At 44.4% G+C, this 26,112-nt stretch carries 23 protein-coding genes, 4 tRNA genes and 1 pseudogene; 22 read left to right on the top strand and 6 right to left on the bottom strand.

All coding sequences use genetic code 11. The features are described 5' to 3' along the window. Window positions 1-8: 8 nt before the first annotated feature. The 6 genes from ACMN7X_RS11275 (at window position 9) to ACMN7X_RS11250 (ending at window position 3,854) form a co-directional block, all read left to right on the top strand. Window positions 9-968, top strand: a complete 960-nt coding sequence (locus ACMN7X_RS11275) for a molybdopterin-binding protein (protein ID WP_418747562.1) — start codon at window positions 9-11, stop codon at window positions 966-968. A 44-nt stretch (window positions 969-1,012) separates the two neighbouring features. Further along, complete coding sequence (gene modA / locus ACMN7X_RS11270) at window positions 1,013-1,828, top strand: molybdate ABC transporter substrate-binding protein (protein WP_418747572.1); 816 nt, start codon at window positions 1,013-1,015, stop codon at window positions 1,826-1,828. Window positions 1,829-1,853: 25 nt separating this feature from the next. After that, the gene (gene modB / locus ACMN7X_RS11265) at window positions 1,854-2,558 is read left to right on the top strand and encodes a molybdate ABC transporter permease subunit (protein WP_418747561.1); all 705 of its coding nucleotides are present in this window, start codon (window positions 1,854-1,856) and stop codon (window positions 2,556-2,558) included. A 21-nt stretch (window positions 2,559-2,579) separates the two neighbouring features. Further along, window positions 2,580-3,632, top strand: a complete 1,053-nt coding sequence (locus ACMN7X_RS11260) for a sulfate/molybdate ABC transporter ATP-binding protein (protein WP_418747560.1) — start codon at window positions 2,580-2,582, stop codon at window positions 3,630-3,632. Between the two features lie 59 nt (window positions 3,633-3,691). Next, window positions 3,692-3,763, top strand: a tRNA-Glu gene (locus ACMN7X_RS11255). A 19-nt stretch (window positions 3,764-3,782) separates the two neighbouring features. Next, a tRNA-Cys gene (locus ACMN7X_RS11250) sits at window positions 3,783-3,854 on the top strand. A 56-nt stretch (window positions 3,855-3,910) separates the two neighbouring features. Here ACMN7X_RS11250 and ACMN7X_RS11245 read toward each other — a convergent pair. Both ACMN7X_RS11245 and ACMN7X_RS11240 read right to left on the bottom strand, forming a co-directional pair. Further along, complete coding sequence (locus ACMN7X_RS11245) at window positions 3,911-5,731, bottom strand: DUF975 family protein (protein WP_418747559.1); 1,821 nt, start codon at window positions 5,729-5,731, stop codon at window positions 3,911-3,913. A 135-nt stretch (window positions 5,732-5,866) separates the two neighbouring features. Then, window positions 5,867-5,938, bottom strand: a tRNA-Cys gene (locus tag ACMN7X_RS11240). 153 nt (window positions 5,939-6,091) lie between these two features. On the opposite strand from ACMN7X_RS11240, the gene ACMN7X_RS11235 reads away from it, so the two are divergent. The 6 genes from ACMN7X_RS11235 to ACMN7X_RS11210 all read left to right on the top strand — a co-directional run bounded on the left by ACMN7X_RS11235 (window position 6,092) and on the right by ACMN7X_RS11210 (window position 11,644). Beyond that, window positions 6,092-7,093 carry an asparaginase gene (locus ACMN7X_RS11235; protein WP_418747558.1) on the top strand — a complete coding sequence of 334 codons (1,002 nt, stop codon included), beginning with the start codon at window positions 6,092-6,094 and terminating at the stop codon, window positions 7,091-7,093. 105 nt (window positions 7,094-7,198) lie between these two features. Continuing rightward, entirely contained in the window at window positions 7,199-8,110 is a 912-nt protein-coding gene (gene nadA / locus ACMN7X_RS11230) for a quinolinate synthase NadA (protein ID WP_418747557.1), read from the top strand. A 12-nt stretch (window positions 8,111-8,122) separates the two neighbouring features. Further along, window positions 8,123-9,475, top strand: coding sequence for an L-aspartate oxidase (locus tag ACMN7X_RS11225; RefSeq protein ID WP_418747556.1), 1,353 nt, complete (start codon window positions 8,123-8,125; stop codon window positions 9,473-9,475). Further along, the gene (gene nadC, locus ACMN7X_RS11220; RefSeq protein WP_418747555.1) at window positions 9,441-10,295 is read left to right on the top strand and encodes a carboxylating nicotinate-nucleotide diphosphorylase; all 855 of its coding nucleotides are present in this window, start codon (window positions 9,441-9,443) and stop codon (window positions 10,293-10,295) included. The genes ACMN7X_RS11225 and nadC overlap by 35 nt, the downstream gene beginning before the upstream one ends. Window positions 10,296-10,363: 68 nt before the next feature. Then, the gene (locus ACMN7X_RS11215; protein WP_418747554.1) at window positions 10,364-11,512 is read left to right on the top strand and encodes an AI-2E family transporter; all 1,149 of its coding nucleotides are present in this window, start codon (window positions 10,364-10,366) and stop codon (window positions 11,510-11,512) included. A 58-nt stretch (window positions 11,513-11,570) separates the two neighbouring features. Further along, window positions 11,571-11,644, top strand: a tRNA-Met gene (locus tag ACMN7X_RS11210). A 260-nt stretch (window positions 11,645-11,904) separates the two neighbouring features. On the opposite strand, the gene ACMN7X_RS11205 is transcribed toward ACMN7X_RS11210, so the two are convergent. The 3 genes and pseudogenes from ACMN7X_RS11205 to ACMN7X_RS11195 all read right to left on the bottom strand — a co-directional run bounded on the left by ACMN7X_RS11205 (window position 11,905) and on the right by ACMN7X_RS11195 (window position 13,907). Next, entirely contained in the window at window positions 11,905-12,270 is a 366-nt protein-coding gene (locus tag ACMN7X_RS11205) for a type II toxin-antitoxin system HicB family antitoxin (RefSeq protein WP_418747571.1), read from the bottom strand. Beyond that, window positions 12,254-12,376 (bottom strand): annotated as a pseudogene (locus tag ACMN7X_RS11200) (toxin HicA); the annotation flags it as partial. The pseudogene ACMN7X_RS11200 and the gene ACMN7X_RS11205, both read right to left, overlap by 17 nt. Before the next feature lie 94 nt (window positions 12,377-12,470). Next, a complete protein-coding gene (locus ACMN7X_RS11195; protein WP_418747553.1) occupies window positions 12,471-13,907 on the bottom strand; it encodes a sigma-54 interaction domain-containing protein in 1,437 nt (478 codons plus the stop codon). Window positions 13,908-14,220: 313 nt separating this feature from the next. Between ACMN7X_RS11195 and ACMN7X_RS11190 the strand changes: the two genes are divergently transcribed. The 5 genes from ACMN7X_RS11190 (at window position 14,221) to ACMN7X_RS11170 (ending at window position 18,612) form a co-directional block, all read left to right on the top strand. Beyond that, window positions 14,221-15,222, top strand: a complete 1,002-nt coding sequence (locus ACMN7X_RS11190) for a 3-keto-5-aminohexanoate cleavage protein (RefSeq protein ID WP_418747552.1) — start codon at window positions 14,221-14,223, stop codon at window positions 15,220-15,222. A gap of 59 nt (window positions 15,223-15,281) precedes the next feature. After that, the gene (locus ACMN7X_RS11185) at window positions 15,282-15,680 is read left to right on the top strand and encodes a cupin domain-containing protein (protein ID WP_418747551.1); all 399 of its coding nucleotides are present in this window, start codon (window positions 15,282-15,284) and stop codon (window positions 15,678-15,680) included. Between the two features lie 50 nt (window positions 15,681-15,730). Beyond that, entirely contained in the window at window positions 15,731-17,110 is a 1,380-nt protein-coding gene (locus tag ACMN7X_RS11180) for a GntP family permease (protein ID WP_418747550.1), read from the top strand. Window positions 17,111-17,266: 156 nt separating this feature from the next. Beyond that, entirely contained in the window at window positions 17,267-17,953 is a 687-nt protein-coding gene (locus ACMN7X_RS11175; RefSeq protein ID WP_418747549.1) for a CoA transferase subunit A, read from the top strand. Continuing rightward, window positions 17,953-18,612: a 3-oxoacid CoA-transferase subunit B gene (locus tag ACMN7X_RS11170; protein WP_418747548.1), complete on the top strand. Its 660-nt coding sequence runs from the start codon at window positions 17,953-17,955 to the stop codon at window positions 18,610-18,612. Before ACMN7X_RS11175 ends, ACMN7X_RS11170 begins: the two co-directional genes overlap by 1 nt. Window positions 18,613-18,926: 314 nt before the next feature. Here ACMN7X_RS11170 and ACMN7X_RS11165 read toward each other — a convergent pair whose 3' ends face one another. After that, entirely contained in the window at window positions 18,927-20,414 is a 1,488-nt protein-coding gene (locus ACMN7X_RS11165; protein WP_418747547.1) for a hypothetical protein, read from the bottom strand. Window positions 20,415-20,693: 279 nt separating this feature from the next. Between ACMN7X_RS11165 and ACMN7X_RS11160 the strand changes: the two genes are divergently transcribed. The 5 genes from ACMN7X_RS11160 to ACMN7X_RS11140 all read left to right on the top strand — a co-directional run bounded on the left by ACMN7X_RS11160 (window position 20,694) and on the right by ACMN7X_RS11140 (window position 26,112). Beyond that, entirely contained in the window at window positions 20,694-22,271 is a 1,578-nt protein-coding gene (locus tag ACMN7X_RS11160; protein WP_418747546.1) for an acyl CoA:acetate/3-ketoacid CoA transferase, read from the top strand. 107 nt (window positions 22,272-22,378) lie between these two features. Further along, window positions 22,379-22,861 (top strand): VOC family protein, encoded by a 483-nt coding sequence (locus ACMN7X_RS11155; RefSeq protein ID WP_132091419.1) that lies wholly within the window; start codon window positions 22,379-22,381, stop codon window positions 22,859-22,861. A 27-nt stretch (window positions 22,862-22,888) separates the two neighbouring features. Further along, entirely contained in the window at window positions 22,889-23,671 is a 783-nt protein-coding gene (locus ACMN7X_RS11150) for an acyl-CoA dehydratase activase (protein WP_418747545.1), read from the top strand. Window positions 23,672-23,707: 36 nt separating this feature from the next. Next, entirely contained in the window at window positions 23,708-24,967 is a 1,260-nt protein-coding gene (locus ACMN7X_RS11145; protein WP_418747544.1) for a 2-hydroxyacyl-CoA dehydratase subunit D, read from the top strand. Between the two features lie 17 nt (window positions 24,968-24,984). After that, a complete protein-coding gene (locus ACMN7X_RS11140; protein ID WP_418747543.1) occupies window positions 24,985-26,112 on the top strand; it encodes a 2-hydroxyacyl-CoA dehydratase subunit D in 1,128 nt (375 codons plus the stop codon).

Here is a 26,112-nt window from a genome sequence, read left to right as displayed (position 1 = left end):
GAAGATGTATGGGTGAGATTCGGGCAATCTGTATCAGTGAACAGAGAGGAACAAAAAAATATGAGATAGCGCAGGCAGAATTTAAAGAGGAATGGGGCATTGTCGGCGATGCCCATGCAGGGCAGTGGCACCGGCAGGTCAGCCTGCTTTCTCTGGAAAAGATCGATGCATTTAGATCAAGAGGAGCAGATATCGAATATGGAGCCTTCGGGGAAAATCTGGTTGTCGAGGGATTTGATCTGGTCGCTTTGCCGGTGGGCAGCCGGCTTCAGGCCGGAGATGTTTTGCTGGAAGTGACGCAGATCGGCAAAGAATGTCACAGCCATTGCGAGATTTATGAGCGGATGGGCGAGTGTATTATGCCCAAAGAGGGGATATTTGCCCGGGTTCTGCATGGCGGTAAAATCAAAAAGGGTGATAAGATTGAGAGAGTGGCCGAATCGGTAAAATCAACGTATACCGCAGCGGGCCGACGGACCTATACTGCGGCGGTGATCACGCTGAGTGATAAGGGATATGCCGGAGAGAGGGAAGATAAAAGCGGGCCGATGGCGCAGCAAATGCTTTTAGAAGCGGGCTATGAGGTTGCGGAAATATTCATCCTTCCTGATGAGCAGAAAATGCTTGAGCAAGAGCTGATCCGGCTGGCAGATCAGAAACAGGTAGATTTGATTTTGACTACCGGCGGGACCGGTTTTTCAAAGCGGGATATCACGCCGGAAGCGACGATCGCTGTCTGCGATCGGATGGCGCGGGGAATCTCGGAGGCGATTCGAAGCTATTCCATGACAATAACAAAGCGGGCGATGCTCAGTCGGGCGGAGTCGGGGATCCGGAAGGAAACGCTGATCGTCAATCTGCCCGGAAGTCCAAAGGCCGTCCGCGAGGCATTGACGTATATTTTACCGGAATTGGGGCATGGTATTGGAATTTTGCGGGGAACCGAAGGGGAATGTGCAAGAAAATGAGACAATGGATGAAACGAATGACAGCGGTGGGAATGATTTTGTGTATGGTTACGAGTTTTGCGGCCTGCGCAGCTCCCGGCGGATCAACAAAGGCCGTAAAAAGCGGGACGACGGAGATTCAGGTATTTATTGCCGCCAGTCTCAACACGGTGATGACGGAACTGGCCGGAAAATATCAGAAAGAGCATCCTGAGGTTAAGATCACATTGAATGCGGACAGTTCAGGGACACTTTTGACTCAAATCGAGTCCGGATATGAATGTGATATTTTCTTTTCAGCAGCCCAGAAGCAGATGAATCAGCTGGAAGAGGACGGGCTTGTGGTTGAAGGCTCGCGCCATGATGTGGTGAATAATCAGGTGGTTGTTCTGACATTAAAGGGCAGCGGGACGAAGGTGACAGGGCTGTCGGATCTGGAGAAGGCTTCGAGTATTGCGCTGGCAGGGGGAAGTGTCCCGGCGGGCAGATATACCCGTCAGGCATTGATCAATAGGGGGATTTTGCCGGATTCGGAGGACGCGTCACTCATTACGACACAGGAAGTGTCCGATGCCCTCGGCGGTGTGGAGATCAGCGAACAGGACAACGTAAGCAAGGTGCTGATCGCGGTGACGGAGGGCGCCTGTGAAGTTGGAACGACCTATTATTCGGATACTTACGGCTATGAAGATGAAGTGGAGATCCTCGAGAAGGTGAGTTATGATTTAACAGGCAACGTGATTTATCCGATCTGCCTTGTTGAAAATCAGGGGGCGGATGAAACCCGGAAAGAGGCCGCTGAAGATTTTATGCAGTTTGTCCTTTCAGATGAGGCGAAGGCTGTATTTGAAAGTTATTATTTTGATACAAATGTGGAGTAAATGAAGCTGAAAGAGGAGATGAAGGATGGAAAAAATCGGACAGATTTTAATGGACCTGGATTGGAACCCATTATTTATCTCATTAAAAACCGGGGCCGCCGCAACGGTGCTGGCATTTTTTCTTGGAATTTATGCGGCAAAAAAAGTGATGCATGCAAAGCCGGGGCTAAAGGCGTTTTTGGACGGCATTTTAACGCTGCCGATGGTTTTGCCGCCGACGGCGGCAGGATTTTTTCTTCTTTTGATTTTCAGTACGCGGAGGCCCTTTGGCGCATATCTTTATGATACTTTTGGGATTCGGGTGATTCAGTCCTGGCTTGGCTGCGTGATCGCGGCGATGGTGATCGCGTTTCCCCTGATGTATCGGAATGCCAGGGCGGCATTTGAGCAGATTGACGTGAATCTGATTTATGCGGCCAGAACGCTTGGAATGTCAGAATGGAAAATTTTCTGGAAGGTAGTTATTCCAACGGCCGGACCGGGAGTGGCCGCCGGCACGATTCTGACTTTTGCGCGGGCCATGGGAGAGTATGGAGCCACCTCCATGCTGGCAGGGAATATTCCGGGAAAAACCGGGACGATTGCCCAGAAAATAGCTATGGTCATTCAGGACGGCGATTATATGACTGCCGGAGTATGGGTCATTATTGTCCTGATCATTGCTTTTATCATCGTGTTGGCAATGAATCTGTTTATCGGAAAAAGGATGAAAAATGTAAGACGATGGTAATATTGCGGATGAGGTGGCGGCGTGTCGATTGAGGTTTTTATTAAAAGAGATTTGGGTGCTTTTAAACTGAATATTGCGTTTCAAAGTCATAGCAGACGCATAGGAATTCTCGGCGCGTCGGGCTGCGGTAAAAGTCTGACTTTAAAAAGCATTGCGGGGATTGAAAAGCCGGATGAAGGGCGTATTCTTATTCAGGGGCGCGAAGTGTTTAATTCATCGAGGAGACTGAATGTTAAGCCTCAGCTTCGGAATGTGGGATATTTGTTTCAAAATTATGCCCTTTTTCCGACAATGACAGTGGAGCAGAATATTGCTGCCGGACTGACAGGCAAAAAGATGCAGAAAGTGCAGCGGGTTGGAGAAATGATTGAGCGGTTCCGTTTGAATGGGTTGGAAAAGAGGCTTCCGTCGGAGCTTTCCGGCGGGCAGCAGCAGAGGGTGGCGCTGGCAAGAATTTTGGCCTATGAACCGGAAGTGTTGTTGCTGGATGAACCATTTTCGGCGCTGGATGCCTATTTGAAGGATCGGATGCAGCGGGAATTTATGGATTTGCTGCGGTCCTATCCAGGAATTGTTATTTTAGTATCCCACAACCGGGATGAAGTTTATCGGATGAGTGAAGAATTAATTGTTCTTGATGCGGGGAAAATCGCGGGCCAGGGCAGTACAAAACAGATTTTTGCGGCCCCGGGGAATGTGACTGCTGCCCGATTGACCGGATGCAAAAATATCACAGAGGTTTGCCGGACGGATGCGGGGATTTACAGTGAGGAATGGAAAATGGAACTGCCGGTTTTTGTGGATTCGGAATCCGGTATTCAGGCGATTGGAATTCGTGCACATCAGTTTTCAATGAATAAAACCGGGGTGGATGATCCGATTGTTTTTCCCGTGCTCGAGCCGGTGGTGACAGAGGATTTATTTGAATATAATGTTTCATTTAAAACATCGACGGAGGCTTCCGGGCGGGTAGACTGGAAGGTTTCGAAGGATACATGGAAGTACGGGCGGGACGCCCTGCCGGGGCGTTTATATCTGAATGCAGCGGATGTATTATTGTTGAAAAAAGACTGAAAAAAATGAAAATTTCTCTTGCCAAAATACGTAAGATATGATAGTATAAATATCGCTGAGGCTCCATGGTCAAGCGGTTAAGACACCGCCCTTTCACGGCGGTAACAGGGGTTCAAATCCCCTTGGAGTCATCGCACGAAAGTGCAGAATGGCGCAGTAGCCAAGTGGTAAGGCAATGGTCTGCAACACCAGTACGCACCGGTTCAAATCCGGTCTGCGCCTCTTTAAAAACCTCAAAAGTCGAGTGCTTTTGAGGTTTTTTTCATGTGCCCTTTTCTTTATATTTCCAGATAATAGGTAATTAAAAATGCGTAATCGGTAATACCTTTTCCCGTATTCGGATGTCCCGAAGAATAGAGCTGGTCGCAGCTATAGAGGATGATCAGTGCGGCGCACAGCGGAATAAGGATATTGCGCGATATTTTCTGGATCAGATTGTCGAGAATCGGCGCCAGCACATAGACAATGAGCATTCCGCCGATACCAAAGGTGAGCAGGCCTTCGGCGCAGATGCGGCCGTCCAGATTCAGATAATATCCGGTATAGTCCCACCATTTTTGCCCGTTATGAGTCATTTCCAGATAATAAGCGGTAAAGTATTCCACACAGCCGCAGAGGGCGGTGGCTGAGATAAATTCCAGCAGCGGATATTTGCGGAGTTTATTCAGCAACAGCAGGATCAGCACACTGCCGGTTCCGTAGATCGGAAGCCATGGACCGTGAAGAACTCCGCGGTTGACAAATTCTCCATTAGTAATTAAATGCAGACTGACTTCCCACAGCCAACCGATAAATGCGAGGATGAAAAAAATCATGATGATTGACCATATAGAATAGTGGCGTATATAGTGTACGCTGCCGATCCATTCTCGTTTTTGACTGGAAGGAAATGGAGAAAGACGGGTTGGATAGACTTTGCCGTCCAGGGCCTCGATCTCACGGGCCACACGGATCCGTCGGGCCTGATCCCGGCGGTAGGCCTGCTCCTGCTTACTGCTGCGAAAGGTAACGCCGAAGACATCAGCGAAAAGCCTCTGAATTCCTTTTAATTCATTGAGGCTTGTTTTTGGCTGTGAGGTCACGGCAATGACATCTGAGTAGACCTTTTCCAAATCTTTCCGCTCTGCTCTGACATAGAGATAATCATCATTTAACAGATGGCTGTTTTCAATCGGATTATCCTTTGCGAGCTGACGAAGCTGTACATAGTATTCTGTAAAAAAAGCAACTTTATAGGGATTCGTAAAAAGAATATTCACCAGTCCAAGCGTTATGGAGCCGAGCAGATCCCATCCGATAAAAGTCAGCGTGTGAACAAAACATTCCAATTTATGGCCTTTCATCATCTGACGGGAAAGTTTTATGGCAGCCCGTGACGGAATATCCGGATTTTCAGCGACAATGTAGGGAACCATGTAGTAAGAATAGTGTTTAATAATACCGCCGATAATGGTAAATGACCATAAAAACAAATAAATCCGGGAGAGAAGCATGGTTGCAGCCGCATGAATCCACCGTTTAATTTTCAACAGAAAGAGGGAGCGATGGACATGGAGATTATCGTAGCAGCGGCCTTCCATAAACATTCGCCTGGAAATCACCGGATATACATTAATGGTGAGAAACCATCCGCCGCAGAAAACCAGCATACCCAGTACAATTAAAATGGCCAGCATGGCGTTGTGGGAGCGGAAAATCGATTGGAGGGCCATGGCGATATTGACCAGGAGTGAACCGGAGGTGATACTGTTGATCAGCGATGAAAGTACGCCTCGGCTTCGGCCAAAGACCGGGTCGCCGGATTCTTTGGACTGTTCAACAATGTCTGCCCTTAAGACGGAGGCCTTTCGATTGCCTTCCTCAAGATTTCCGGAGAAAACGTCGGCTATGACATCGGTTATTCCGAGTTTCGGGCCGATAATGGCTGAGGAAGACATATCGGCTGTATCCGCTTCTTCATTTGTGGAAGTAATAAAAGTGAGGGAGGAATTAAATTCACTCCCTATAAAACCGGCGATCAGACAAAGCGCGGCAAATATGAGATAGTGCTTTTTGAGATTATGTTTGGCTTTCTGTTTTAATTCTTTTCTGGTTTGCATAGAGTTTTCCTTTGCGGGTAATGTATTGTTTCCGATATCCCCGGTATCAAATATTTCTGTGGGGATTCGCCGGGACAAGCCCTGACGGCAATAAAAAGAAAAAGTCTGGGAATGGTGAAATTCTCAGACTTTTCAAGGCGCAGACCGGATTTGAACCGGTGCGTACTGGTGTTGCAGACCATTGCCTTACCACTTGGCTACTGCGCCATACATAAAAATATTATATCGTGTTTTATTATATGCGTCAACTATGAATTTACTCCCGACATTTTTGAAAAAATTGTCCGGGGCCGGTCTTGACGGTGTCTGATTGAAATTGCTATACTGGCGCTATAGAAATTATAGAACGGAGAGGGAAAAATGAAACAGATATTATTGATAGCGACAGGAGGTACGATCGCCTCAAAATATACGGAACATGGGCTGGCGCCGAAGATTTCAGCGGAAGAAATTATTTCCTATATTCCAACAGCGGAGGAGTTCTGTCATATAGATACGGTTGCGCCTTTTAATCTGGACAGCACAAATATTAACAGCAGCCATTGGTTGATTCTGGCTGAGCTTATTGAAAAGAAATATGAATATTACGACGGCTTTGTCATTTGTCATGGGACAGACACGATGGCTTATACGGCGGCGGCTTTGTCCTATTTGATTCAGAATAACCGAAAGCCGGTAGTTATTACCGGTGCGCAGAAACCCATTGATCTGGCGATAACCGATGCCCGTTCCAATCTTCTGGACAGTCTGCGTTTCGCCTCGGATGACCGGGCCCATGGGGTCGTTATTGTTTTCGGGGGCAAGGTGATTGCGGGAACCCGGGCAAAAAAGACCCGTTCAAAGAGTTACAATGCCTTTTCAAGCATTAATTATCCGGATATTGCGACAATCCACGATAAGCGGATTATTTTTTATATTGATGATAAAGAACAAACCGTGCGTCCGCTAAAATTCGGTCATGAGATGAATTCGAGAGTTTTTCTTTTGAAATTGGTGCCGGGGATGAACGGAAGTATATTGGATGCGCTGTTTAATGATTATGATGGCGTGATCATCGAATCTTTTGGCGTCGGCGGGCTTCCGAATTATGGGGATGACAGTTTCTATAATGCCATTGCGCGTTGGATGGAGGCCGGGAAATTTATTGTTATGTCAACCCAGGTAACCCATGAAGGAAGTGATATGTCCGTATATCAGGTGGGAAAAGAATTGAAAGAGCATTTTCCTGTCGTTGAGTCTTATGATATGACGTTGGAGGCCACGGTGACAAAAATGATGTGGGCGCTGGCTCAGACGAAGGAGAGAGGTGCCTTCGAGAAGCTTTTTTATCAGACAATTAACCATGATCTATTATTTCTATAACTTTTGAGAAAGGACAGGTGTCTTGTCAACTGTAAACAAATGTGCTATACTGAAACGAAACCTTAAGAAACGGAAAACGTTTAAATGAAAAGGGTGGAGGCAGCAATGGATGAAAAACAAGCGCAGATTCTGCGGTTAAAAGAGGAAAAAAATGCGGTTATTATGGCACATTATTATGTGGATGACAATATTCAGGAAATTGCGGATTATGTAGGAGATTCTTATTATCTGAGTGAAATGGCGACAAGGGTAAAGGAAAAGACGATTGTTCTTTGCGGTGTTTCTTTTATGGGAGAAAGTGCAAAGCTTTTAAATCCTGAAAAACGGGTATTGCTTCCGGATTTGGAGGCGGATTGTCCGATGGCCCACATGGCATCGGTTGAGAAGATTGAGGAAGTGCGGGCGACATATAAGGAGGATGTGGCGGTTGTCTGTTATGTCAATTCGACGGCGGAATTGAAAGCTCATTCCGATGTGTGCGTCACGTCTTCAAATGCGCTGAAGGTTGTAAAGGCCCTTCCAAACCCGGTCATTTATTTTATTCCGGACAGGCAGCTGGGGACCTATATTTCCCGCCGTATACCGGAAAAAAAGTTTATTTTTAATGATGGCGGATGTCCGATACATACGGTGATTACAAGAGAGGATGTTCAGTCGGCGCTGGCCTGCCATCCGGGGGCAAAGATTCTTGTTCACCCGGAATGTCGGGAAGAAGTGATCGAGATGGCTGATTACATCGGGAGCACATCGGGAATCATTGATCATGCAACGGCGAGCAGCGCGCGGGAATTTATTGTTGTAACGGAACTTGGAGTTATGTACGAATTGAAAAAAAGGAATCCGGAAAAATCTTTTTATTCCACAGCGGCAGGCCAGATTTGTGAGGATATGAAGAAAATAACGCTGGATAAGATCATTTCTGTTTTGGAGCAGGACGGGGCAGGACTTGAAATGGCGGCGGATCTGATGGATAAGGCAAATGCGCCGTTAAAGCGTATGCTGGAATTGTCCAGATAGGCGGCGATGGTTATGAAACGGATGTATGATGTGATTATTGTCGGCTGCGGCGTGGCCGGCTGTTTCGCGGCGCTGCATTTGCCGGAGACGGCGGATATTTTGATGATTACGAAGGCAGAATTGGAGGAGAGCGATTCTTTTCTGGCCCAGGGAGGTATCTGCGTTCTGCATGATGATGCGGATTATGACAGCTTTTTTGAAGATACGATGCGGGCCGGACATTATGAAAACAGAAAAGAATCGGTAGATATTATGATCCGCTCTTCCAGGGGTGTCATCGATCAATTGATCGCTTACGGCGTGGATTTTGCCAGAGAGAATGGCAAACTCCTATATACGAGGGAGGGCGCCCATTCGAGAAAACGGATTCTATATCATGAAGATATTACGGGAAAGGAGATTACAAGCACGCTGCTGGCGCGGGTCAAAGAGCGGAAAAATGTCACTATTCGGACGCGGACAGAGATGGTTGATATTCTTGAAAGGGATGATCAGTGTGACGGCGTGATCCTGCGGACAGAGGACGGCAATTTGGCACCGGTGTTTGCCGGGAATGTGATCTGGGCCTGCGGAGGTATCGGCGGTATTTATGAGCACTCAACAAATTTTCCTCATTTGACCGGGGATGCGCTGGCGATTTCTTTAAAGCATGGTATTGCGGTTGAGCATATGGATTATGTTCAGATTCATCCGACAACCTTGTATACATGCCGCCCGGGGCGCAGTTTTCTGATTTCTGAATCGGTGCGGGGCGAGGGCGCAGTTTTGTATAATAAACAGGGAGAACGATTTGTGGATGAACTTTTACCCCGGGATGTGGTGACTGAGGCGATTCACCGTCAGATGGAAAAGGATCATATGCCTTATGTGCGTCTTTCATTTTTAACGATCAGGGATATGGATGTCCGGGAGCGATTTCCCAATATTTATGAACGGTGTCTTCAGGAGGGGTATGATATCACGAAGCAGCCGATTCCGGTTGTTCCGGCACAGCACTATTTTATGGGCGGCGTTTGGGTGGACAGTGACAGTCGGACGTCAATGGAGCATTTATATGCTGCGGGAGAGACGAGCTGCAACGGGGTCCATGGGGCGAATCGGCTGGCAAGCAACTCCCTTCTGGAGAGCCTTGTGTTTGCTGAACGGGCCGCAAGACATATACTCATGCAGGACTGTTCTTCAAAAGGAAGAATTCAGCTTAGGTCAGCCATGGATATCTCTAAAATCGAGAATTTTTATAACATAGATATGGATGAATACAGAAATCCGGAAATGTATCATCTCCGGTGCAAAGAAAATATTTGGGAAGAAATCAGGAGGGAAGCTGCCAATGAATCCAATAACAACCAGATTAAATGTGGATAACCTGCTTTTGCAGGCACTTCGGGAGGATATTTCGGATGAAGATGTCACGACAAATTCGGTGATGCGCACGTATAAAAAAGGCGAGGCCCAGTTGATCTGCAAAGAGGACGGCATTATCGCCGGAATGGATGTTTTTCATAGGGTTTTTGAACTGCTGGAACCGGAGATTCAGATTGAAAAATATGTTTTCGATGGTGCAGAGGTGAAAAAAGGAGATATTCTTGCTGTGGTACGGGGAGATATGCGGGTGATCCTTTCCGGAGAACGGACAGCTCTCAACTATCTTCAACGGATGAGCGGCATTGCAACTTATACGCACAGTGTGGCAAAACTTTTGGAGGGTTCCCATATAAAACTTCTGGATACCCGGAAGACAACGCCCAATATGCGGATTTTCGAAAAATATGCTGTTCGGGTCGGCGGGGGATATAATCACCGTTATAACCTGTCCGACGGCGTGCTGATCAAGGATAACCATATCGGGGCTGCCGGAGGCGTTCGCCAGGCAGTGGCGCTGGCCAGGGAATATGCGCCGTTTGTGCGTAAAATTGAAATCGAAGTTGAAAATCTGGAGATGTTTCGAGAAGCCCTTGATGCCGGAGCGGATATTATCATGCTGGACAACATGTCTGTGGACATGATGAAGGAAGCCGCAGCAATGGCGAAGGGCCGGGCAGAGACCGAGTGTTCCGGAAATATTACCAGGGAAAATATCGAGCGGATCAAAGATATCGGCGTGGATTACGTGTCCAGCGGGGCGCTGACCCATTCGGCGCCGATCCTTGATGTGTCCCTTAAAAATCTCCACCCAATTGAGTGAAAATATTATCTGCCGCATGGTTTGAAAAAGCGTATTCTGGCCATACTCATAAGTGAGGAGGCATTTGAATGGAGCGCAGACCTGTACGCCAGTGGATGGTATTAATCACTTATGTGGTTTTTTTGATCATAATTATTGTTCATTCCGGATATATATGCAGACGGCTTGCGTTTGCGGGACGTCAGTTTTTTCCGGTAATTGGCGCAGGGATTCTGGCTTTGGTGCTGAATCATCCTTATGAGTATGTACGACAATTTTACGAGGAGAAAGGTAAGATACCTAAGAAAGCTGCCCGGATTTTCAGTTTGCTGACGGTTTATCTGGGAGCGGTTGGGGCAGTTGCGGCAGTATTCTGTTTTGCGCTGCCTCGATTGTTATCCAGTGTGCAGCAGTTTATTGAAAACAGGGAGGCTTATATACAGGCCTTTGAGCAGTCTCTGGCTATGTTGATCAGAAAAGCGGGAATTGAAAATCTCGATATCTCTCCTTTGATGGAAGGCATTTCGGGTTATCTGGGGCGTCTGGATCGGACAATGGATGAGTTTTTGCCTCAGATGGCCCGAATGACGACCGGGGCTCTCCGAACAGCGGCGTCCTTCGGCATTATAACGGTTTTATCCGTCTATATTCTTTTTGATAAGGAGAAATTAAAAAGGCAGATGAAACGGATATATCGGGCGTATATGCCGGAGACAGTGTACCAGCCGGTGAAGTCGATACTTTTGACGGGTTTTGAAGTGTTTGAAAATTTTGTTGCCGGCCAGGGAATCGAATCACTGATCCTTGGAAGCCTCTGCTTTATCGGAATGTTTGTGCTTCGGCTGGAGTACAGTGGCCTGGTCAGCCTGATCGTTGGATTGACGGCATTTATTCCGATATTGGGGGCCTATATCGGCGGCGGTGTGGGCGTGGCCCTTTTGCTTTTTATTTCTTTAAAAAAAGCGATGACATTTTTGGTTTTCTTTATCCTTCTGCAGCAGGTGGAAAATAATTTGATCTATCCAAGAGTCGTGGGAAGACGAACCGGGCTCCCGGGGTTGTGGGTGCTGGCATCAGTGACTGTGGGAGGCGGCCTGGGCGGAATTGTCGGCATGGTGCTGAGTGTGCCGACGGCAACATTCCTCTACGTCCTTCTTGGCCGGGGAGTTGCCCGGAGAGAAAAAGACTTTGAGGCACAGGAGAAGGCCAAAAAACAGCGGGATACCAAAGAAAAATGAAAAATGCTGGACAAAAGGTGAAAATTGGTATATAATAATAAAGTACGAAATTTAACAGCGCGGGGTGGAGCAGTTCGGTAGCTCGTCGGGCTCATAACCCGAAGGTCGTAGGTTCAAATCCTGCCCCCGCAACTTCTAAGATACCGTCACATTAGTGGTTCGATGAATCATTGATGGGGCGGTATTTTCATGTATATTTCCATTCGCGGTCGAGGACCGCATTCTATACCTATTCAGGCATCCCGTATGTCAAATGCTGTGCATGGGCGCGCTGCGTCAGGCTCCGCACGATACGGTATACCCAGCGCACAAACTCAAAAAAGAGGGTATCACAAAATCATCAAATCAGATAATAAAGTGACACCCTTTTGATGCTCCATTGCCGGAGACAACTATGATTTACTCAACATTGCATCATTTCTTGAGAGAAGATATAGACAATACTGATTCAGACTAATGCCTTCTCTCTTGGAATGTTCTGCAAGTGTTCTGTGAAGACTCCGAGGAATTCGCAGCTTAAACTGTCCTGAATAGTCGTCCAAACTCTCTGGCTCATGAATCTCTATTCCACTTTCTAATGCCGCTTCAATCCACGCTTTTTTTGCATCTACCGCAATTGAAACAGCAGTTTCAATTGTTTCACCGCAAGTTATACATCCTGGCAAATCAGGATAAGAAACTACAAAACCGCCTTCATCCTTATCCTCCACAATTTCCATTCGATACGACAACTCCATATAATCATTCAATGTTTTCATCATTACTCGCCTCGCTTTCCACAATCTGCTTTACCATTTCAACATACACTTTCTTAATCGGCTCATGCTTTGGTATGGTTATCGGCTGGCATCCGGATTTATAAAAATGCTATTGAATTCGTGTATAATACTAAGAAACATGCCTGAATAGGTATAGTTAAGCTGTAAGGGCGTTTGCCTCAACTGTGCGGCGGGGCGGATTAGAAACTAATCTTATAGCGTTTGATTTTATCATAAAGCACTGTTCGATCGATTTGCAAATATTTGGCAGCCAGTGTTTTGTTCCCGCCTGCAATTCTGAGTGCACGTTGAATCTGCTCAATTTCAGCCAATTTGCGTGCCTCTTCCAATGGAATTACTTCATCTTCAGGAATATCAAAAGGTATAGCTGGGTTCTGCTGTGACGATTCGGCCAGAGGGTTATGTGTATCAGGAAGTATATAACATGGTTGAAGTATACCTGCTCGCTGCATGACACAGGCATGTTCTATTACATGTCGTAATTCCCTTATATTTCCCGGCCAGTCATAAGACTGAAGTTTTTGAAGCCCTTCATGACTGATTCCGGCTATACTTAAGCCATATTCATTGTTCACACTGTGAATAAACGAATTAGTTAAAATTGGGATATCTTCTTTGCGTTCTCGCAGTGGTGGAATATACAGTTCAATGACATTGATTCGATAATAAAGATCTTGTCGAAACTTTTTTTCTTCGATAAGCTGGTTAATATTACAATTTGTGGTACATATGATTCTGGCATTAAAAGGCTGCGTTTTTACACTCCCTATCTTTTCAAACTCTTTTTCTTGAAGAACTCTCAGCAGTTTACTTTGCAATCCCATAGGCATATCGCCTATTTCATCTAATAAAACAGAGCCATTTTGCGCGTATTCAAATTTACCGACCTTTCCTTCGCGAAGTGCTCCGGAAAAGGCGCCCTTTTCATAACCAAACAGTTCGGATTCCAGCAATTCTCCGGGAATGGCCGCACAATTAATTTTTACAAAATTTTCATGAGAAAAGGGACTTAATTGGTGAAGTGCGTTGGCAAAAACTTCCTTTCCTACACCTGTTTCACCTGTAATCAACACCGGAAAATTAAAAACTGCAATTTGAGCAATAAGATTTCGCAACTTGACAATAGTCGGCGATACACCCAGAATCAGGTTGGCTATTTGTGTCTGCAGGGCATCTGTTCGTATTTCTTTTTTTCGTGATTTCAGCTTCTGTACGGCATTACTCAGTTCCGGAATGGAACTCACGCCATCCGGAAAGGTGGTCTCACATAAAACCCCAAGCAGTTCGCCGTTCTCATAAACCGGATAACGATTGCAGACAACTGTAGTAATTTCACCGGTGATGCGATGCACAAAATGAAATAGATATCCATATTCCGGTGTCAGGGTTTCCAAAACCATAGACATTCGTGTCCCGGGAATCACGTCATCTACTTTGTGCCCGATTAGCTCATCTTCAGAATCATATCCCAGATATTCTAAATGATATTTACTGACATATAGAATAATTCCTTTTGTATCCACAATGATTTTAGGTGAATCCAGGCAGTTAAATGCGCTTATAATTATTCGTTTTACCTTATCGCTGTATTCAGGTAAATATGTATTTGTACCCATTTTCGCCATCCTTTCATTAAAAATATTTGTCCAAATAATTGTAATTAATTGGATTAAATGTTGGAATAATCCAACAATATATCGTTGCCATTATATCACATATGTAGGATTTATGCCACATGAAATATGCAGAAAAAGTCGATAAAATACTTTAAGATTTCGCACAAAAAAATTTTTATTCGAAAAAAAACTGTATTCTTTGCAGGCCAGTGGCGAAACTGAATTGTTTGGCTGTTTTTTTGGCATGGGAATTGCCATATATAAGGGTGTAAGAATTCATTAAACCATTATTTAAAAGAAAGGGGTACAAAAAATGTCAGAACTGAAAAACTATATGTTGGGGGATTACAGAAGTATTCTTAAGTACTCAGAACAAATCAATCGGTATGGGTTAAGTAAGCTGCCGCCGTTGATTATTTCCTGCGCTATAACAGGTGCACAGCACGGCGCAGAGGCAAATATGAATCTGCCGGAAACAGCCGAAGCACAGGCCCAGTCTACCTATGATGCGTATAATGCAGGGGCTTCCCTTGTGCATGTTCACGCGCGAAATCCGGAGAATCTTGCTGTTGATACCAGTAATTCCGAAGATTATAAGCGTGTCAACCATTTAATTCGTGAAAAGTGTCCGGATATCATTATTAATAATACATGCATTGGCGGTCGGTTGCTGGATGTTGATCAGGGAACAATTTCCGACAAGCTTCATGTATCACTTCCTGCATGTCCGGAGGTTGCCAGTATTGATATTGCAACGACTACGAATCGAATTAAAATGAAAGGACGTAAGCCGCCTCTTACAGGTGGCCACAGTGAGGATTGGATCAAACATTTTGATTATGTTATGACAGATGACAACGCTGTTGAAATTCTTAATGAGATGAAACAGTATGGAATAAAACCGGAATGGGAGATGTACAACATTACAGATATTAAACAGTTGAACCGTCTGATGGCTACAGGTATCGTTGAAGAGCCATACTGGATTCAGATGCTCTTTGGCGGTAATGGTGTACAGCCAAGTGCCCAGTCTTTAATGCTTGCGGCAGATCTTCTTCCTGAGAAATCTCTGTTTAGTGTCATTGCTATTGGAGGTACAGCTCCGTCTATTAGCGCATTGGCTATCATTCTCGGACATCACGTACGAGTTGGTTTAGAGGATGCTGTATATTATGCACCGCACCAGAAAGCAGAGAGTAATGCGCAGCTTGTGGAACGTATTGTTAAGCTGGCGCGGCTTCTTGGCAGAGAAGTAGCCACACCTGCTCAGGCCCGTGAAATGCTTGGCCTTGGTGCGCCGAGAGCATATGATTAATCTTGCTGGACTGATCATGATATTGTTAAAAACACGAAAAGAGAAAGGATGAATGAATTATGTCATATTATGTAGGTAATTTCGAAAATGCACCGTTTGTACAGATGCCGGCTCCTGAGGAAAGAATCCTCCGCTGCTTTATTTCACCTGAATTGGATCCGACTAATCAGGATATTGCTCTTGGAATGACAGAGATGCAGCCGGGCTGTAAATCTGACTGGCGGGGTCATGCAGAAGGAGAAATGTTTATCTGTGTTAAGGGTAAAGGACACGTGCGAATTGAAGATGAGATTATTGAACTGAAGGAAGGCAGTGTTGTTTATGTTCCAAAGTGGGCTAAGCATCAGTTGTTAGCTGACTGCAATGATATTTTTACCGTATATTGGGTTTTAACACCTCCGTTCGGCGGGGATAAAATGACCATTGATCTTGCGCGCAAAGCAAACGCCGACAAATAAGCTGATAAACGGACGATTTATTGACCGTTTTATGAAAGGAGGAATGTTATATGCAATATTGGAGTTTAGTAGCTATTATTATTAGCTTGGTTGTGGTTATTGTTCTGGCTTTAAAGGGTGTTAAGATAATTTTAATTGCGCCTGTGGCTGCTGTGGCTGTTGCCATGTTAAGTAATGTTAATGGGCTGGCCGCATTTACCATTACCTATATGCAGTCTTTCGGCAATTATATTATCAGTAATTTCCCGATTTTCATGGTAGGGGCCATATTTGGATTATTTATGGATAAATCCGGTTATGCTCAGGCATTGGCTCAATGGATTGTCCAGAAATTGGGAAGCAAACGTGGTTTGCTGGCTATCGTTGTTTCTACGGCCATTCTGGTATATGGCGGTGTGTCACTTTTTGTTGTGGTTTTCACAATTTATCCGATTGCGGCCAACATCTGTAAAGAAGCAGATATTCCTAAGCGTTTGATTCCAGGCGCCATCGGGCTTGGTGCTTTTGGATTTGCAGCATATGCTTTGCCTGGCTCTCCGCAGGTGCAGAACGCTATGTTTATGCCTTACTATCAGACAAACTTGTATGCGGCCCCTGTACTTGGTATCATCGGCGCCATTCTCATGTTTTGTATGGGGATGCTCTGGCTTAACGGACGTTTAAAAAAGGCATGGGAGAAGGGCGAAGGCTATGGTGACCACGAAGAAAATCTGTCTGCGATCAGCAGTGACAGTCATATTGGATTTATAAAAGCATTGTCACCGATTCTCGTATTTTTTGTTTTGAACCTTGTTTTTACTTATGTTCTGTTTCCATCCGTTGATGGAAGTTTTCTGGAAGACTATGGCACAACTTTGTCAGCGGTTACCGGTACTTGGTCGTTAGTTCTGGCATTGCTTATTGCTAGTATTTATATCGTCATTATGAATTATTCGACTTTTAAGGGAATGGTATTGAACATGTTTGCGGATGGCATTACATCTGCTGTTCTTCCTATTACCAATACGGCAGCAGTCATCGGATATGGCGGTGTTATTAAAACTTTGTCCGGGTTTGCTATTGTCAGTTCCTTGCTGTTAGGAATATCCAAAAATCCTCTTATAGCTGAAGTAATATCTATTAATGTATTAAGCGGTATTACCGGCTCTGCCTCCGGCGGTATTGGGATAACTCTGGAAGCTTTTTCAGAACAGTTTATTCAGATGGCAAAGTCTGTTAATATAAGTCTTCCGGTTATGCACCGTATTGGATTGATTGCGTCATGTGGTCTGGATTCTCTGCCTCATAACGGAGCTATTGTTACTACATTGGCTGTTTGTGGTTTGACGCACAAACAATCTTATGGCGATATGTTTGTCACTACGTGCTGTATTCCTCTTATTACTGTTGCCGTGCTTATTGTTCTGGCAACATTGGGTATTCAATGCTAGTACAGGTGTTTATATGAATTAATGCGCAGGTGAAATACCGCATGACCTATGTATAGCGAACGGAGGGAAAGCCAATTTCTTTCCGTTCGTTTCTAAAGTAAACCAGAAATTTTATGTTTGTAAAGTACTGTAGAGAAGAAAAAGGAGGAGATTGCGATGAGTAAAATAATTTCTCTCCAAGATGCTGTTTCAATGATTCCCAACGGAGCAACTATTATGTTTGGCGGTTTTCTGGGATGCGGCAGTGCACATAAACTGATTGAGGCATTGGCTGAGAGCGGTAAGGGAGACTTTACGATTATTGGTAATGACTGTGGCATGGAGAATGGATCTGACGGCGAAATGTATGGTACAGTCAAATTGATACATAACAGGCAAGTGAAGCGTGTTATTGCAAGCCATGTCGGAATGACGCCTGAAGTAGGCATTCAGAATATGACGGATAAAACATTGGAGGTTGATTTGGTTCCACAGGGTTCACTGGCAGAAATGATTCGTGCCGGGGGTGCAGGCCTGGGCGGTGTGCTCACCCCTACCGGAGTAGGTACTATTGTAGAGGATTCACCGCTTTGTTTGGGCAAGCAAACGGTTTGCGGCAAAGAGTATTTGCTGATGAAGCCGTTACACGCGGATTTTGCGTTGGTAAATGCCTACATGATTGATAAGGCTGGCAATATGTGGTATAAAGGCACTGCGCGAAACTTTAATGTATTAGCGGCCACAGCAGCAGATATTGTCATTGCAGAGGCTGATAATTTGGTGGAAGTCGGTGAAATTGCTCCTGAAAATGTAGTGACACCGGGGGCTTATGTCAAATATATAGTAGATGGAGGAGATGCGTGATGGATAAATATGAAATTAAAAGTTTTATTGCCAGACGTGTTGCCAGGGAATTGAACGATGGGGATGTGGTGAATCTGGGAATCGGACTTCCTACGATGGTTCCGGCTTATCTTCCTGAAAATGTAAGAGTTACGCTTCAGTCGGAAAATGGCATTATTGGAACAGGGCCAAAGCCTAATGCCGAAGAGGCTGAACCCAGGTACAAAATAGATGCCGGAGGCGCACCAGCTCAGGCGGGATTGGGAGGCAGTTATGTTGATTCCGGAAATTCTTTTGCGTTTATTCGCGGTGGACATGTGAATGTTTCGATTTTAGGGGGTCTGGAAGTTGACCAGGAGGGATCGTTGTCTAATTGGATTATTCCGGGCAAGAAAATGCCGGGAATGGGTGGCGCGATGGATTTGCTGGTAGGCGCTAAAAGAGTCATTGTTGCCATGGAGCATTCTGCGAAAGGAAAACCTAAAATCCTAAAAAAATGTACATTGCCTTATACGGCCGTTCACTGCGTTCATAGAATCATCACGGAAATGTGTGTGTTTGACGTGACAGAAAATGGGTTAGTTATGATTGAAATAAATCCGGAGTACACGGTAGATGATGTATGTGCCGTAACGGAGGCATCTTTTATTGTAGATTCTAATATAAAGCCAATGTGTTGATAAACTTCAACGGGATGTGAACAAACCACCGGCTAAGCCGGTGGTTATGATTTTGTTACGTATCTTTTCGGGGATCTTATATGTCAAATGTCTGAATAGGCTTTTGTGATATTTTTGAGAGATTGTGTAAATTAACTAAAAAAACAGAGCATATTTTGTGTAAATAATTAGCATACAAACTATTTACATAGAAAATAAATCGTGGTATGATTTCAACATAAAGAATATTTTCTACACTAGAAATTAATATACTAATTATTAGCATACAAAAACAGCCTGTCTCCTTCAAAAGAGACAGGCGGCCTTCAAAAAGTTTATTTGTTGGTTTTAAAAGCGCTTAAATCAATCATACGATAGATAAGAGAGCCGTACTTCTCGGCAAACTTCTGGATACCTTCGGCATCATAGGAGAAGCAGTAAGGATGAGATTTCAGATTATCCAAAAAGTCGTTAACCTCCTTGATCAACTGATCCGAAAGTACCGAATAGAGATGTGGTCCGATATCGGTGTGGTAGCGTTCCGGATTTTTCAGGAAAAGTTTTTTCCGGTTGTTAAATACAGAGGTATGAAGCAAATGCTGGACGTTCGGCAGGTACTCATCATCGATAACATAAAAGTGGATATTTGGATTTTTCTTTGTAATCTCCAGGACTTTCTGGATGTGCAGTTTCCTCTCCTCCGGTGTCATATTATAGACGACGTCGGCAAAGATGATTTCTCCGTCCTCCATGTACTTCATCAGCGAAGATTTGAGGACGAAGAAATCCATTGAATTCTTTTCAAATATTTCTTCCCAGGTAATCTGGAGCTGAGCGACCAGATGGGCCATAAACTCATCATTATCCCGTTCCAGCGCAGTGCGGGTGATAGATTCCCAACATTCCACAGGAAGCAGAAATTCGAAGCCGCGGGCAAGGAAAATTTGAAAATTGTCTCTCGAATAAAAATCCGTCCGATATCCATGCTGATAAAACTCTTCCGATTCCGTGGCATGAATCAGCAGATCGGCCGTGCGGAAGGAAGGCAGTGTTCGGATATAAATCTGATTTACCTTCTCCGGGTCAGTGACCACAGTGGCTGTGAGTATACGGTTATACTGGTCCACAGCGCATAAAATGGCCATATGATCCTTTATGATGATGGTATTCAGAGATTCCATCAGGGTATTATCATAAAAGTCAAAGGTCAGATAGCTGTGAGAGTTTATGAAATAATATAATTGCTTCAGATAATAGGGGCTGTCAGAAAAAAGCTTTTTGCTGCTTAACGCCATTTTTACATTAACTTCATGGGTTGGCGTTGGATAAATCGGCAGATCAACATTATTGATGTTGATAAACCGGCAGATATCCAGGGTACATAAAACTTCCAGAGGCTCATTATAAGACAGAATGGTGGAAGGCAGTTCATGATTGAAAAATTCATAGATGTCATTGGCCAGAGAAAGAATTTTTGTCTTATAAGCTTCACTGTTATTTAAATCGTTGGCGGCTTCCCGGCTGGATTCCTTATAGTTCTCCTTGAGAAGGGTATAAATAATTGAATTCAATGTTTCCGGGGTGGCTTCCACAGAAAAGATTTTTGAAAAAGTAGATAAATCCTCGTGCTTTAAAATTTCGTGTGAAAAATGGTTTGCAAGCGCCCGATTAATATTTGGAGCCATTTTGGAGGCAGGAAGTTTTGCTTTGTTACACCATTTGCTTATGTAGGACACATCATAGCCGACTTCTTCAGCCACTGTGGACAATTTTGAGCCGGAAAAGTTGATCAGGTTTTTAAGTAAAGATCCGTATGCACTCATTGCGTTACACCTCCATGTAGATATAAGATTTATAACACGATAATTACAGGTTATCATATGATAACCTAAAATTATTAGCATGCTATATATATAGTATGGTGGTTTGTTAGCAGATTGTCAAGTAGAAATTGAATCAAATTGAATTCAACCCGAGAAAATTGAGTAAAACAAGGTCAGATTGATTTCATTGCAATGCGAATACAAAAAATATACAATAAATGCAAGAAAGCAAAAAATAAATTATGAAAATTATACAAGAAAGGTTTTAAGGAGGTCACTATGGGAAAAGTTAAAGTATTAACAGCCAGAGAAGCAGCAGATTTAATTAAAGACGGCGCTACCGTGACAATGAGTGGTTTCGTTGCCAACGGTATTGCGGAGGCATTAAACGCCGCAGCAGAAGAAAGATTTTTGGAGACAGGTCATCCAAAGGATTTGACACTTTTCTATGTTGCCGGAACAGGCAACAAAGACGGCAGCCATGCTGATCATTACGCACATGAAGGAATGGTTAAACGTGTCATCGGCGGTCATTTCAATTTCGTTCCTCAGATTTGTGAAATGCTCTACGCAAACAAAATCGAAGGATACAATATTCCTCAGGGTGCTATTTCCTCCATGTTGAGAGACAGCGCCGGTCATAAGATCGGTACATTTACACCGGTTGGCATCGGAACGTTTGCTGATCCTCGTCTCGGCGGTGGCCGTTTAAATGAGAAGACAACAGAGGATATCGTTAAGGTGATTGAAATCGAGGGCGAAGAACAGTTATTCTATCCACGGATAGGATTGGACGTTGCTTTCATTCGCGGTACATATGCCGATGAATTAGGAAATATTACACTGGAAAAGGAAATGGCTCCGCTGGATTGTACAGCCCAGGCTATGGCTGTTCATAACAACGGCGGCACCGTTGTTGTTCAGGTCGAAAAGGTTGTTAAGGCCGGACAGCTCGACCCTAAGCTTGTTAAGATTCCTGGTATCTATGTGGATGCTGTTGTTGTATGTCCTGCAGAGGATCCGCATCAGTTCCAGAGTATTAATTGCCCATATGACCCTGCTTATGCCGGAAATACACAGGTTGCAGTGGAAGGTCTTGAACCGAAGAAACTTGACGCCAAGAAGATCATCGGACGTCGTGCGGCGATGGAATTGAAGAAAAATGTTGTTGTTAATCTCGGTGTCGGCGTTCCTGAATGGGTATCCGCAGTAGCGGCAGAAGAAGGCGTTTCTGATGAAATGACTCTGACAGTAGAGTGCGGACCGATCGGCGGCGTGCCGGGCGGCGGCCTTCGTTTCGGCGGTACATTAAATGCACAGGCTTATGTGGATGAACCATATCAGTTCGACTTCTATGATGGCGGCGGCCTTGACCTTTGCTATCTCGGTCTTGCTGAGGTTGACCCAAGCGGTAACGTAAACGTCAGCCGTCTCGGAACAAGAATCACAGGCAGCGGCGGATTTATGAACATTTCCTCCAACTCCAAAAAAGCGATTTTCTGCGGAACATTTACAAATGGCGTGAAGATCAAAACCGGCGACGGAAAACTTACGATCCTTGAGGAAGGAAAGAAACATAAATTTGTTAACAAGGTTACAGAAATCACATTCTCCGGCGTTGTTGCGGGAAAGAAAGGCAAGGATGTCCTTTATGTAACGGAACGTGCCGTATTCGCACTGAAAGCTGACGGCGTACATTTGATCGAGGTTGCTCCTGGCATCGATGTTGAAACACAGGTACTTGCGGAGATGGATTTCCAGCCGATCGTTGACCGTGATGAAAACGGCAATGTGAAATTAATGGATGAAAGAATCTTCAAGGATGAAGTTATGGGAATGACTCTCGCAGATAAATAAGAGATATCCAAACTTACATACAGGTCACGGGCCTTTGAGGCCCGGGACCACTCCAAAACATGAACTGTAAACAATTAAAATATAATTAAAGAAAGGGAGTTTTTACTATGGCAAATTTATTTGCAGAAACAGGGATTGGTAAACACATTATCAGAACACATCATTGGGGTATCGTATTACCTACAGTAGAGAAGGCTGAAACATTCATGAAAACATTTGGGCTTCAGGAAGATTATCGCGGACATGTAAAAGCTTACGATTCTCACCTTATCTTTACAAAACACGGTGAAGGCGCGGACGCAGTTGAATTTATTATTCCTCAGTCCGGCGTTCTTTGCGAGTTCAACAAAGGTAAAGGCGGAATTGCACATGTAGCATATCTTGTTGATGACCTTAAAGCGACAATGGAAGATGTTAAAGCTTTAGGCTATGAACTTCTTGAGGCAGAGCCACAGGAAGGAACCGAAGATATCATCGTTAACTTCATTCGTCCGAAATACACACAGGGTATTCTTGTTGAGTTGATCGAACAGATTGGTGATATCAACTACGATGCGACATTCACAAGCCGTTGGGGAAACGCTGAATAATTCGAAAGGGATACAGGAGGAAATAACGTGTATACATTAGGTATAGATATTGGTTCTTCATCCAGTAAAGCGGTCATTCTTAAAGATGGTGCGGAGCTCGTTTCATCCGCTGTTGCCCAGGTGGGAACAGGAACTTCCGGTCCTGCCAGAGTTATGGAGGCTGTTTTTAAAAACATCGATGTTAAACCGGAGGATATTGATTTTACAGTGGCAACGGGTTATGGACGTTTTTCTGTAGATAATGCAGATAAGCAGATCAGCGAGATCAGCTGCCATGCGAAAGGTATTTTCTATCTGATTCCTGCGGCAAGAACGATCATCGATATCGGTGGACAGGATGCAAAGGCAATTGCGTTAAATGACAAGGGAAATATTACTCAGTTTTATATGAACGATAAATGCGCAGCCGGAACAGGACGTTTCCTGGATGTTATGTCACGTGTTCTTGAAATTCCGCTTGATAAGATGGGCGAAGCCCATTTCAAGGCGAAAGAATGGGCATCTGTCAGCAGTACCTGTACTGTATTTGCAGAGTCCGAAGTTATTTCCCAGTTATCCAAGGGGTTGACCAGAGAGAGTATTGTGGCAGGCGTTCATAAATCGGTAGCAACGAAAGCCTGTTCCCTGGTACGCCGCTGCGGTGAAGTGAAGAACGAAGTTGTTATGTGTGGTGGCGTGGCTCAAAATCCGGGCGCAGTCGATGCGATTGAAAAGGAACTGGGACAGAAAATCACCGTAGCACCAAATCCTCAGATTACAGGAGCCCTTGGGGCCGCACTCTTAGCTTATGAAGAGCTGTTAAAGAAATAAGAGTCGGTTTAATTTTAAAGAAAGAAGGTAAAAATTATGGAGATTAATATCAACGAAGCAAGCTCAAAAGATTGTTTGGGATATTTTCAGGCAAAACTCGATGAAGAAGCATGGGAAGCAAAAAAAGCAGGCAGATTAGTCTGTTGGTCCGCATCTGTAGCTCCGCCGGAATTTTGTGTAGCTATGGATATCGCAATGGTTTATCCGGAAACACATGCAGCCGGCGCCGGCGCAAGAAAAGCCTCCCAGGATTTACTGGATGTTGCCCACAGCAAAGGATACAACATTGATATCTGCTCTTATGCGCGTACAAACCTTGGATATATGGAACTCCTTAAGCAGGAAGCTATGACCGGTGAAAAACCTGAAAAATTAGCGACATCCAAAGCTGCTTATGTTCCGCTTCCGGATTTGGTTATTACATGTAACAATATTTGTAACACACTGTTAAAATGGTATGAAAACCTTGCAAAAGAACTGAACATTCCTTGTATCATCATCGATGTTCCTTTCAACCATACAATGCCGGTTGCACGTCATAACAAAGAGTACATCGCCGATCAGTACAGAGCAGCTATCAAACAGCTGGAAGATATCACAGGCCGTGCATTTGATTATGACAAATTCCTTAAAGTTCAGGAACAGGTACAGCGTTCCGTTTACTGGTGGAATAAAGTTGCTACATATGCATTCCGCAAACCGTCTCCATTAAATGGTTTCGATTTATTCAACTATATGGCATTGATCGTTTGTGCAAGAGCAAGAGATTATGCTGAAATTACATTCCATAAATTTGCTGACGAACTGGAAGCAAAGGATGCTGCAGGACAGTATGCTTTCGGCGCAGCTGAAAACGAGAAACATCGTGTAACATGGGAAGGTATCGCTGTTTGGACATATCTTGGCGCTACATTCAAAGGTTTGAAGAATCAGGGTTCTGTTATGACAGGTTCTGCTTATCCGGGACTTTGGAGCCTTGTTTATACACCTGGTGATCTTGAATCCATGGCTGAAGCTTATACAAACGTATATATCAACACATGCGGTTCCAACCGTTATGAAGAGTTCTACAAAGTTGTCAGCAATTCCAAGTCCGACGGTATGGTTCTTCACCTTAACCGCAGCTGTAAGCTGATGGGTCTCCTTAACAATGAAGGTGCTGAATATGTCAATGCTAAGATGGGTATCCCATTTGTAAGCTTTGATGGTGACCAGACTGACCCTAACGTATTCTCCCAGGCTCAGTACGAAACTCGTGTTCAGGCATTATCCGAAATGATGGATAACAACAAATAATAAGGAGGGAATGTAACATGAGAACAGTTGAAGAAATTATTGCTGAATTGAAAGCTATTGCTGATGATCCGAAAAAAGCAATGGAAGATTATAAAAAAGAAACCGGTAAAGGCGCAGTAGGTATTATGCCTGTATACTGTCCTGAAGAAATCGTACATGCTTCCGGATACCTTCCAATGGGTATGTGGGGCGCTCAGAAAAAAGCAATCTCCAAAGCCCGTACATATCTGCCGCCATTTGCCTGTTCCGTTATGCAGTCCGTAATGGAATTACAGCTTGAAGGCGTTTATGATGATCTGGATGCGGTTATCTTCTCCGTACCTTGCGATACATTAAAATGTATGAGCCAGAAATGGCACGGAAAAGCTCCGGTTATCACATTTACACATCCACAGAATCGTAAGATTGCTAAAGATGCCGCCAATGTATTTGCCCGCGAAGAGTTCAAGATCGTTAAAGAAAAACTGGAAGATCTGCTGGATGTTCGTATTTCCAACAAAGCGATCAAAAACAGTATTGCAGTTTACAATGAAAACCGCGCAGTCTGCCGTGAATTCAGTGATGTAGCTGCTGAATATGCCGCAGTGATCAAACCGTCTGACCGTCACGCAGTACTTAAGGCTCGTTGGTTTATGGAGAAATCCAAACATACAGCTTTAGTTAAAGAATTAATCGAAGCTATTAAAGCAAATCCGGCTCCGGAATACAAAGGAAAGAAAGTTGTTGTTTCTGGTATCCTTGTTGAGCCTTACGATGTACTTGATATCTTTGCTGAAAATGGTCTTGCTATCGTAGCTGATGACCTTGCTCAGGAAACACGTAACTTCCGTCAGGATGTTCCGGATGATGCGGATCCATTGATGGCTCTTGCAAGAGCATGGAACGAATTCGACGGATGTTCCCTGGCAACAGATGCCAACAAACCAAAAGGCCAGATGCTTATCGATGCTGTAAACAAGTACGGCGCTGATGCTGTCATTGTTTGCATGATGAAATTCTGTGATCCGGAAGAGTTTGATTACCCAATTCTTATCCAGGAATTCGAAGCTGCAGGTGTTCGGAATCTCCAGATTGAGATCGATCAGGAGTCCACAGCATTCGAACAGGTTAAGACACGTATCCAGACATTTGCAGAAATTCTGTAA

This window comes from Frisingicoccus sp. (assembly GCF_048388605.1).
Taxonomy (GTDB): domain Bacteria; phylum Bacillota; class Clostridia; order Lachnospirales; family Lachnospiraceae; genus Frisingicoccus.
The sequence above is the reverse complement of the archived record's forward strand: the minus strand, read 5'-3'. Positions and strand labels throughout refer to the sequence as shown.